Here is a 9,649-nt window from a genome sequence, read left to right on the forward strand (position 1 = left end):
CACGAGTACCCTGAAGGGCATTATGCCCAAAAGGGTAGTGACGTAGGTTTGTACGGACTTTTTTTGATTTATCTATCAGGATAATATTTATTTGAGGAAAACCCTGGATTCGAGCCATTAAGCTGAAAACCCGACAGCCCCGTCAGGTTTTCAGAGGAGAATGTCAATGTCTAAGAAGTCAATGACGCCTTCATTATACTTTACAATTTGTAATTTATAGTTGACATATTTAGAGGTCAGATCCCCCCACGCGGCCCCTCAACTCCTCCCAGTTTGGGCAAGTATGTCAATATTAATTTGGCCGCTGGTTAGCGGAGAAATTGGATCACTTATCTTTATGCATCCAAAGAGCGATCAAGAGCAGAGCTTCATCAACTTTGGCAATATATCCTAAGATCCCATAGGGTGGCTGGTTGAGTAGAAAGAAGCCGATGATGGTGACTACTGTATAAGCCATGAAAAGATAGCCAACCAGCTTGCGCCGCCCGGCCAGGTATTTCGGATTGGCAAAGGTGGCCCAGGTCAGCACAAAGAAACCTAAACCGTTGAGAAGCATCAGCGGATCAAATTCCAGGACATTGAGAATGATCGCATGGATCACCCCGGTGATCAGGCCCAAAACCAGAATAGCCATTCGTAAATTTGATTTAGACATTTTTTCTCCTTTTGGATTGATTTACCCTTTATACCACCCTTTTTGGAAAATTGTCGCGTTTATTGGTGGGCATTATCTTTTGGAGCAATAAAACAGCAGGGAATTTCGAGCCTTAATAAAAAAATCCTCCCATTGTGGGAGGATAACTCTGTCGGGGCGCCGGGATTCGAACCCGGGACCTCTTGCACCCCATGCAAGCGCGCTAGCCGGGCTGCGCCACGCCCCGATTTGAGCAGGCGGTATTATAGTCTTTTTTTAGTATTCTGGCAACACAAAAAGAATAATGATAGAATACAAGACATCCCCATATAAATCTGGAGTTTGCATGTCCAATATGATCCAAGTTAAGATCGATAGCGTTCGCGTCAGCCTGATGTCACCACAAAGAGTGATCGTCCTCCGTCAACTCGACGCAGATCGCTATCTACCCATCTGGGTGGGGCCTTACGAGGCCGAAGCGATCACTGTCGCACTGCAGGAAATCGAAATGGCGCGTCCCCTCACCCACGACCTGCTCAAAAATGTGATCAACATCTATGGCGCTAAAATTTTGCGGATAGAAATCATTGCGTTGCGTGAGAAAATTTTCTTCGGACATATCGTTACCGAAGTCAACGGGGAGATCATCAATATCGATTCCCGTCCATCTGATGCCATCGCCATGGCTGTCCGCGCTCATGTCCCCATCCTGGTAGATCAAGAGGTCCTGGATATCGCTGGCATCTTCCCTGAGGAGGATGTTCAGGCTTCTTCAATCGGTGAGGATGCTCCCGAAGGAGCAGGCGATGATCGTCTCTCCATCTTTGAAGATTTCTTTGATCAGCTGGAAAGCGACAAAGACGAGGATGACGAAAAACTGGATGAAAATCCCGATGACGACCCCGATCCCAAAGATTGATTCCCTTATGAATGAAATCCATCCCACCGAAACATCCCCCGCCATCGCTGCCCCCGGCGTCCCCCACAGCCGAGAAGCTGAAGAAGCCGTCATAGGGGCGGTTCTGATTAACCCCGAGGTTTATTACGATGTCGCCCAATTCCTGCAGGCGGATGATTTCTACATCCACCGCCTGCGCTGGATCTGGGAATCCTTCACCCGTCTCCACGAATCACGCACGCCCCTCGACCTGCTCACCGTTTCAGAAGAGCTTGCGCGCATGGATCAGCTTGCCGAGATCGGCGGCCCTGCATATCTGACCTCTCTCGTCAATCAGGTCCCCACCTCCCTCCACGCGGATGCCTATGGTCATGTGGTCGAATCTCATTCACTGCGCCGCAAGCTGCTCACCGCCGCCAACAGCGTCGCCAGAATGGCCTATGACGAAGAAACCGGTATCGACGATGTGATGGGCGAGGCTGAAAAAGCGATCTTCAGCGTTAGCGAACGTCGCAATACGCACGATGTACAACCGATCAAGCAGGTGATGAGTAAGGTCTACGACACAATTGACGAACTCTCCAAACGGGATGAGGAATTCTTTGGAGTCCCGACTGGTTTTATCGATCTTGACCGGTTACTTTCCGGCCTGCAACCCTCCGATCTGCTCATCATCGCTGGTCGCCCTGGGCAGGGTAAATCTGGGTTTCTGCTCTCAGCTGCCAGGAACGCCGCCGTTACCCATAAAAAACACGTCGCCATCTTTTCATTAGAAATGTCCAACGAACAGGTCGCCCAGCGTATGATCTCGCAGGAAACAGGCATCGACTCACAACGCCTGCGCACCGGCAAGCTCAACGATGATGAATGGCCGAAATTTACCCACTCCATCGAAGTATTCTCCGATACAAAAATCTTCCTCGACGATACCCCTGCCGTTACCCCCTTACAACTGCGCACCAAATGCCGCCGCCTGCATATGGAATACGGCCTCGACCTGGTCATCGTTGACTATTTGCAGCTGATGGGCGGAGACACTCGCAACGACAACCGTGTGCAGGAGGTTTCCTATATCTCACGGAGTCTCAAGGTGCTTGCCCGTGAACTCAATGTCCCCGTGCTGACGGCAGCCCAGCTCAGTCGTGCTGTTGAGCAGCGCGCCGATAAACGCCCGGTGCTCTCCGATCTGCGTGAGTCGGGCTGTCTTGCTGGCGATACTCTTATTACTTTGGCTGAAAACGGACGCCAGACCGAATTGCGAACGCTTGAAGGCAAATCCAACTTTGATATTTGGGCATTAAACCCATCGACACTAAAAATGGATAAAATGTCCGTTAGTCGCGCTTTTTCCACAGGAAGAAAGCCGGTATCTCTGCTAAAAACAAGACTGGGAAGAGATATCCGCGCAACAGCAAACCATCGGTTCCTGACTATGGAAGGCTGGAAACGCCTGGATGAACTGAGTAAAAATGATTTTGTCGCTGTTCCTCGCGAGTTGAAACAACTCTCCCAAAAAGCAACCATGCCAAATGCAAAGATCGCTTTGCTCGCCCACCTGATTGGCGATGGCTGTACCTTACCTCGTCATGCCATCCAATATACTACGCGTGAAAAAGATCTGGCTGAAATAGTAGTTAACCTGGCACAAGATGCCTTTGGTGACGAAATTAAACCGCGCATCAATAAAGAGCATACCTGGTATCAGGTCTATCTACCCTCAACAAAGCATCATACCCATGGTGTCCGAAACGCGATATCTGTATGGCTGGACGAACTGGAAGCATTTGGATTACGCTCCTTCGAGAAAAAGATTCCCACTATAATCTTCGAACAACCAGAAGAGCAAATTGCACTATTTTTACGCCATCTATGGGCAACCGATGGCAGTATTCAGCTTATCAAAGGCAAAAAGATACGCCCCATAGCTTATTATGCATCCAGTAGCCAGCAGCTTGCCCAGGAAGTTCAAACTCTCCTTCTTCGTCTGGGGATCAATGCGCGGTTACGGCTAGTCTCTCAAAATGGCAAAGGGCGAGATCAATATAATATCATTCTCACAGGAAAACCAGATTTACTCAGATTTATCCGGAAAATTGGTGCAGTTGGCGCATATCAGAAAACTCGACTCCAGGAAATTGTTGATTACTTAGAACTACATACCAGCAACCCAAATCTTGACGTCATTCCTAAAGATGCCTGGCGAAAATATGCTGTGCCTGCCATGCAGGCACTTGGCATGACCACACGTCAAATGCAATCAGAAATGGGGGGGGCATATTCTGGCACGGGATTATATAAAGCCAATTTAAGCCGCGAACGGAGCAAAAAAGTAGCTGCAATTGTGCAATCTCGCGAACTGATGATCTTATCCCAAAGCAATATCTACTGGGACAAGATTGTCTCAATCGAGCCAGATGGCGAGGAAGAGGTTTATGATTTGACAGTCCCTGATCATCATAATTTTGTCGCCAATAATATTATCGTACATAACTCCCTCGAACAGGATGCCGATATCGTTATGTTCATCTATAGGCCCGACCAATACGAGAAGGATACCCAGAAACAAAACGTGGCCGAGATCATTGTGGCCAAACATCGAAATGGGCCGGTTGGCTCGGTCGAGTTGATCTTCCGCCCGAATTTGGCAAAATTTGAAAATGCAGCCACGCGTCGTGTGAGTTTCAACGAGTAAAATGACCTTCAAGGGCTTCTCCGGTAAAGAGAATTTCACCCAAATCCCCAACGAGTTTTTTCAGGAGTTGCTTGATCAAATCGACGACCTGAACGAACTCAAGGTGACCCTCTACGCTTTGTGGCGTGTCGCCAATATGGAAGGGGCGGCACATCCCCTCTGGGAGCTGGATTTTGCCGAGGGGCTGGATGCGGCAGATATTTCTTCGGGATTGGAAAAATGTATTTTGCGCGGAAGCCTGCTCAAGGTCACGGTCAATGCGGAGGAGATCTACTTCCTCAACTCCCCACGTGGAAAGGCTGCCGCCGAATCCGCCCGTGCTGGAGACTGGATTCCGTCAAAAGGAAGTTCTGCTCCGCCTTTGTCACGTCCGAATATCTATCAACTTTATGAGGAAAATATTGGCCCACTGACACCGCTTCTGGCAGATACATTGAAAGACGCGGAGGATGAACATCCTGCGGAAAGAATAGAGGAAGCGATTGCGCTGGCGGTAAAAGCGAACGCCCGCAAGTGGAGTTATGTGGAAGCCATTTTGACACGCTGGAAAGAAGAAGGCTATGGCAAAAAGCAAGATCGAAAAAACGATTCAGAAAATCGCGACCGGTACATCCAGGGCGACTACGCCGATTTTATCGAGTAGCCACGACCTGCCCGGTGACCCGAACTGCAAGTTTTGCGGCGGAATGGGATATCTGCGCACGGATGTAGAACCTGGCCATCCTGATTTTGGCAAGCTGGAGATTTGCACCTGTCGCACCCATGATGTCTCCGAGCAGGTCCGCCAGCGCCTTTTCTCACTCAGCCATTTGGATGAACTAAAAGACCTGACCTTTGAAAGCTTCCTGCCGCGTGGGCGGAAAGGCGTGGGTGATTTACACGCAACCTCAATTGAAATGGCTTTCAATCAATCAAACGTCTATGCGAAATCACTGAATGGCTGGCTCCTACTGCAAGGGGCTTATGGCTGTGGAAAAACGCATCTGGCCGCAGCGATCGCCAACTTTGCTGTCAGTATGGGAGTCCCAACACTCTTCTTAACAGTTCCCGACTTGCTGGATATGTTGCGCTTCTCTTATAGCGCCAAAGACACAACCTTTGAAGCCCGTTTTGACGAGATCCGCAATGCAAAATTGCTCATACTGGATGATTTCGGCACCCAAAATGCGACCGAATGGGCGCAGGAAAAACTCTTCCAGATCATCAATTATCGCTATATCAATAAATTATCCCTGGTTGTGACCACCAACCTGAGTCTGAATGAGATCGAAGCCCGCATCCGCTCACGATTACAGGATCCGGAACTGGTCAGCGAAGTGCGCATCAACTCCCCCGACTACCGTCGCCCTACCGACGATATGGGGCATTCTGCGCTTTCTTCCCTTGATTTGCTGGCGAATAAAGCTTTTGGCAATATTGATGAACGGCGCGATGAAGGACTTACGGCCAAGGAAGTTAATAGCCTTGAAAAGGCGCTTAAAGCTGCTCATGGCTTTGCTGAAAAGCCAATAGGTTGGTTAATATTCATGGGCAGCTATGGCTGCGGGAAATCACATCTCGCCGCGGCGATTGCAAATTACCGTGCAGGCCTTGGTGCACCACCGCTCTTCATCATGGTGCCTGATCTGCTCGATCATTTACGTGCAACCTTTAGCCCAAAAAGTGATACCAGCTATGATCGCCGCTTCGACGAGATTCGTACCGCGCCTTTGTTAATTTTGGATGATCTTGGCACACAGTCGATGACGCCCTGGGTGCGAGAGAAACTCTATCAGCTTTTCACTTATCGTTATAATGCCGAACTACCGACCGTTATCACTACCGCAGATACCCTCGATGAGATAGATGAACGCATCCGTTCACGCTTGTTGGATAATCGACTGTGTAAGATCCACGCAATCACTGTACCGGCCTATTATGGGGCGACGAAGAAAAAAACAAGGAAGTAAAATTGAAAAAGAATATTACAAGGCGAGATTTTCTGCGGTTAAGCGCACTGACAGCAGGTGCAGCAACATTGACCTCTTGTGAAAAATGGCTGGTTTCGGCGGGGCTAAAGGAAGAGCGCCCAAACTTTCTGATTATTTATACTGACGATCAACGTTACGATTCAATGTGGCAAATGCCGCGCACGCAAGAATTAATCTTTGACCAGGGGGTAACTTTTAATCATGGCTATATCACTACACCCCTTTGCGGCCCCAGCCGATGCAGTATTTTGACAGGGATGTATGCCCATTCACATAATATACGCGAAAATCAGGATGAGGGTTTTAACGAAACAACCTTCGCCAAATATCTGCAGGATGATGGCTATTACACAGGAATGGTCGGGAAATATCTCAATGAGTGGACTGTTAAGGACAAACCAAAGCCAGAGTTCGAATATTGGCGGGCAATCTCACGAGGTCAAAGCCGCTATAACAACCCGGACATCATGGTTGATGGAGAATGGGTACGTCATCAGGGGCAATATATCACTGATGTTTTTGGGGATTATGTTATCGAATTTATTGAGAAAGCAGAAAGAAAACAAAAACCCTTTTGTCTTTATTTTGCACCCAATGCTCCTCATGCGCCCGCAACCCCCGCAGATGAGGATAAATTTCTTAGCATAGATTTGCCTGAATTTCCGCCCAACTTCAATGAAGAGGATGTCTCAGATAAACCAAATTGGATCCAGGAAAAAGAACCCTTACTTAGCGATGAGGCGATCCACGAGATTAATGAATTTCGCAATGATCAATTACTCACCTTACGCTCGCTAGACCGAAATATTGAGCGCATTATCAATAAATTGAAAGAAGAAGAGCTACTGGATAAAACCGTGATCATCTTTTTGTCTGATAATGGAAAGCTTTGGGGGGAGCATCGAATGGCATCAAAAAACTCTTTCTACGAAGAGGCTTCCCGTGTTCCCTTCGCCTTGCGCTATCCCCCGCTCGTACCTACCCCTTATTTGGAAGAAAAACCTGTTTCAAATATTGATATTGCACCCACGCTTTATGATCTCGCCCGAATTCCAATTCCACCTGAGGTAGAAGGAGAATCTCTGGTTCCCCTTCTGCAAACAGGCGATAGTCTGCGCGATGGGGTTTTGATCGAGGGCTGGCCTGGGCGCGGTCATTATGCTGCGTATCATGTTGGCAATTACGTCTACGCAGAAACGGAAGGCGATAAATCTGAATTTTATGATCTTGAAAAGGATCCCTACCAATTATCAAATGGGATTGATCAGCCTGAGTATCAGCCAATCATCGAAAAGCTGAAAAATTCGCTTGACCAAGTACGCGAGAAGTGACCCGATCTCCCCTCCCTTACCACGTACTAGCGAAATCGTAGAACAACAGAACACAACCGGTATTCAGAAAGGAGATCAGGTACCAGAGCGCTCCCTCCGTCCAAAATAATGAGGAGATATTCTAGCGATATTTTAAAAGAAAACAAAATCTGGTCCTTTTTTATCCCGCTTACTGCTCTGATAAATATCCAAGAATGAGTTCTTCAATCTGATCCCGAACCTGGCGAAAGAGATTAAACTTTTCCACCTCTGTTCCGGTCGCTTTTGCAGGATCAAGAAATCCAATATGAACACGTTTTCCTGACCCAAGCCAAATCGGGCAATTTTCCGCCGCATCATCACAAACAGTAATAATATGATCAAAATCCAGATCACGGTATTTATCTGCAGTTTTCGAAACTCCCTCATGCTTAATACCAATCTCGGCCAGCGCCCTGAGCGCCAAAGGGTGTATATACCCTGATGGTTGTGTCCCTGCGCTAAACGCCCGCCATTGATCTCCAAGGCGGGCGTTTATAATAGCTTCTGCCATCTGTGAACGACAGGAATTACCGGTGCACAGAAAAAGCACAGTTTTATGATTATTTATCACTGAGGAAGTGAGGTTTCGTCGTCGCTAATATCGATTTCTTCCATTGACCCTGTGGCAATAAAGATCGTTCGCTCACATATATTTGTAACCCTATCAGCAACACGCTCCAGATTATGCGCTGCCCAAAGCAGCCTGTTTGCACGATCCAAAATTTTTGGAGCTTTGGGATCTTTGATCACAAAAGCAATCAAATCTTCGTATATTTTTGTGTAGAGCGCATCGACCTCATCATCTTCAGCGGGGATAGCGCGTGCAGCATCCAAATCTTCTGTCGTGAAAGCCGTTAACGCGCGATGAAGCATGGAGGCACATTTTTCAGCCATGATGGGTAAATCAACAAGGGGTTTTAGTAAAGGTTGCTCACCAATAAGAATATTAATCTTGGCAATCCCCTTTGCGTAATCTCCCATACGCTCCAGTTCACCTGCCACTTCAAGGATCGATGCGAGGAGGCGCAGGTCATGGGCCATCGGCTGTTGGGTAGCGATGGCGATCATGACCGCGTTCTCAATCTCGAAGCGCTTTTCATTGATCAACTCATCATTATCATAAATGGCATGTGAGCGGGGGATATCTCTTTCTTTTAGCGTTTCAACAGAGCCCAGAATTGCCTGCTCAACCATACTCCCCATTTCAAGAATCCCATCTTTTAGTTTTTGGATTTCGTGTTCAAATGTTTTTCGCATGATATACCTCAATTCGTGTGGAGGCTATTATAACCATTTTTGGAATTAATCCAAAGCAACCCGCATAATTTTCGAAAAGGATTCGGGATCTGGAATGCATTCCGGTCTACTATTGCTAATTTGGTTTAATCTTTTCGTTTTTATCTTTTTCAATTTCTAAATCTTTCAATCCTCGTTCGTAGACTGAAACTTTTCGGGCATATATTTCTTGCATTAGAGGCGAAGAGATCATGAAATCAGCAGAAGAGCGATTATTCGCAACGGGAATATTCCATACCTGTGCGATACGTAAGAGAGCCTTCACATCAGGGTCATGGGGTTGGGGTTAGAGCGGATCCAAAAAAAAGATCAGCATCTCAATTTCCCCTTCCGCAATTTTCGCACCGATCTGCTGGTCGCCGCCTAGTGGGCCGCTTTTTAGTTTTGTGATTGGCAAATCCAATTTTTCTTCTAAAAAGCTTCCTGTTGTTCCCGTTGCATAAAGGTGATGTCGCGCTAATGTCGACTTATTAAAAAGACACCATTCGAGCAAATCCTTCTTTTTGTGGTCATGCGCCACGAGCGCAATTTGTTTCTTTTTCGGTAAAGGGATTGCGTTTACTGATATTTCTATTCCAGTTTTTTTTAGTTAATCTTTAGTTGACTAATTTACTAGTTTAGTTTCTGGTGTGACATAATTATTTTTTAGCCTTACGGAATATTTTACTCAGCCAAATAACCCAAAGACAATGCTACAACAGTTGTCCAGGCCAAGATCTTGAATTCGCCTGCTTTCAAGGCTTGCTCCAACCCATCTTGATTAAGCAATATTATTTCCTGGTCTTCCAGGTCATCGCTGTTTGGAGG

General features: G+C 47.1%; 8 protein-coding genes, 1 tRNA gene and 1 pseudogene. 5 read left to right on the forward strand and 5 right to left on the reverse strand.

What is annotated here, in order from left to right; all coding sequences use genetic code 11:
* Window positions 1–325: 325 nt before the first annotated feature.
* The gene (locus AC3DOM_RS11600) at window positions 326–655 is read right to left on the reverse strand and encodes a hypothetical protein (protein ID WP_487919208.1); all 330 of its coding nucleotides are present in this window, start codon (window positions 653–655) and stop codon (window positions 326–328) included.
* Window positions 656–806: 151 nt separating this feature from the next.
* Window positions 807–881 (reverse strand) — tRNA-Pro (locus tag AC3DOM_RS11605).
* Window positions 882–980: 99 nt separating this feature from the next.
* On the opposite strand from AC3DOM_RS11605, the gene AC3DOM_RS11610 reads away from it, so the two are divergent.
* Genes AC3DOM_RS11610 through AC3DOM_RS11630 form a run of 5 tightly spaced genes read left to right on the forward strand, consistent with a single transcriptional unit; the run spans window position 981 to window position 7,525 of the window.
* Complete coding sequence (locus AC3DOM_RS11610; protein ID WP_487919209.1) at window positions 981–1,553, forward strand: bifunctional nuclease family protein; 573 nt, start codon at window positions 981–983, stop codon at window positions 1,551–1,553.
* The gene (locus AC3DOM_RS11615) at window positions 1,516–4,224 is read left to right on the forward strand and encodes a replicative DNA helicase (RefSeq protein ID WP_487919210.1); all 2,709 of its coding nucleotides are present in this window, start codon (window positions 1,516–1,518) and stop codon (window positions 4,222–4,224) included. The genes AC3DOM_RS11610 and AC3DOM_RS11615 overlap by 38 nt, the downstream gene beginning before the upstream one ends.
* Before the next feature lies 1 nt (window position 4,225).
* Window positions 4,226–4,867, forward strand: a complete 642-nt coding sequence (locus tag AC3DOM_RS11620) for a DnaD domain-containing protein (RefSeq protein WP_487919211.1) — start codon at window positions 4,226–4,228, stop codon at window positions 4,865–4,867.
* Window positions 4,785–6,173 (forward strand): ATP-binding protein, encoded by a 1,389-nt coding sequence (locus AC3DOM_RS11625; protein WP_487919212.1) that lies wholly within the window; start codon window positions 4,785–4,787, stop codon window positions 6,171–6,173. Before AC3DOM_RS11620 ends, AC3DOM_RS11625 begins: the two co-directional genes overlap by 83 nt.
* 2 nt (window positions 6,174–6,175) lie before the next feature.
* Window positions 6,176–7,525 carry a sulfatase-like hydrolase/transferase gene (locus AC3DOM_RS11630; protein WP_487919213.1) on the forward strand — a complete coding sequence of 450 codons (1,350 nt, stop codon included), beginning with the start codon at window positions 6,176–6,178 and terminating at the stop codon, window positions 7,523–7,525.
* Window positions 7,526–7,694: 169 nt separating this feature from the next.
* On the opposite strand, the gene AC3DOM_RS11635 is transcribed toward AC3DOM_RS11630, so the two are convergent.
* The 3 genes and pseudogenes from AC3DOM_RS11635 to AC3DOM_RS11645 form a co-directional block, all read right to left on the reverse strand.
* A complete protein-coding gene (locus AC3DOM_RS11635) occupies window positions 7,695–8,117 on the reverse strand; it encodes an arsenate reductase ArsC (protein WP_487919214.1) in 423 nt (140 codons plus the stop codon).
* Window positions 8,114–8,803: a phosphate signaling complex protein PhoU gene (gene phoU / locus AC3DOM_RS11640; protein ID WP_487919215.1), complete on the reverse strand. Its 690-nt coding sequence runs from the start codon at window positions 8,801–8,803 to the stop codon at window positions 8,114–8,116. Before phoU ends, AC3DOM_RS11635 begins: the two co-directional genes overlap by 4 nt.
* Window positions 8,804–8,918: 115 nt before the next feature.
* A pseudogene (locus AC3DOM_RS11645) lies at window positions 8,919–9,410 on the reverse strand (methylglyoxal synthase).
* Window positions 9,411–9,649: the final 239 nt, after the last annotated feature.

This window comes from Candidatus Desulfolinea nitratireducens, assembly GCF_982879505.1.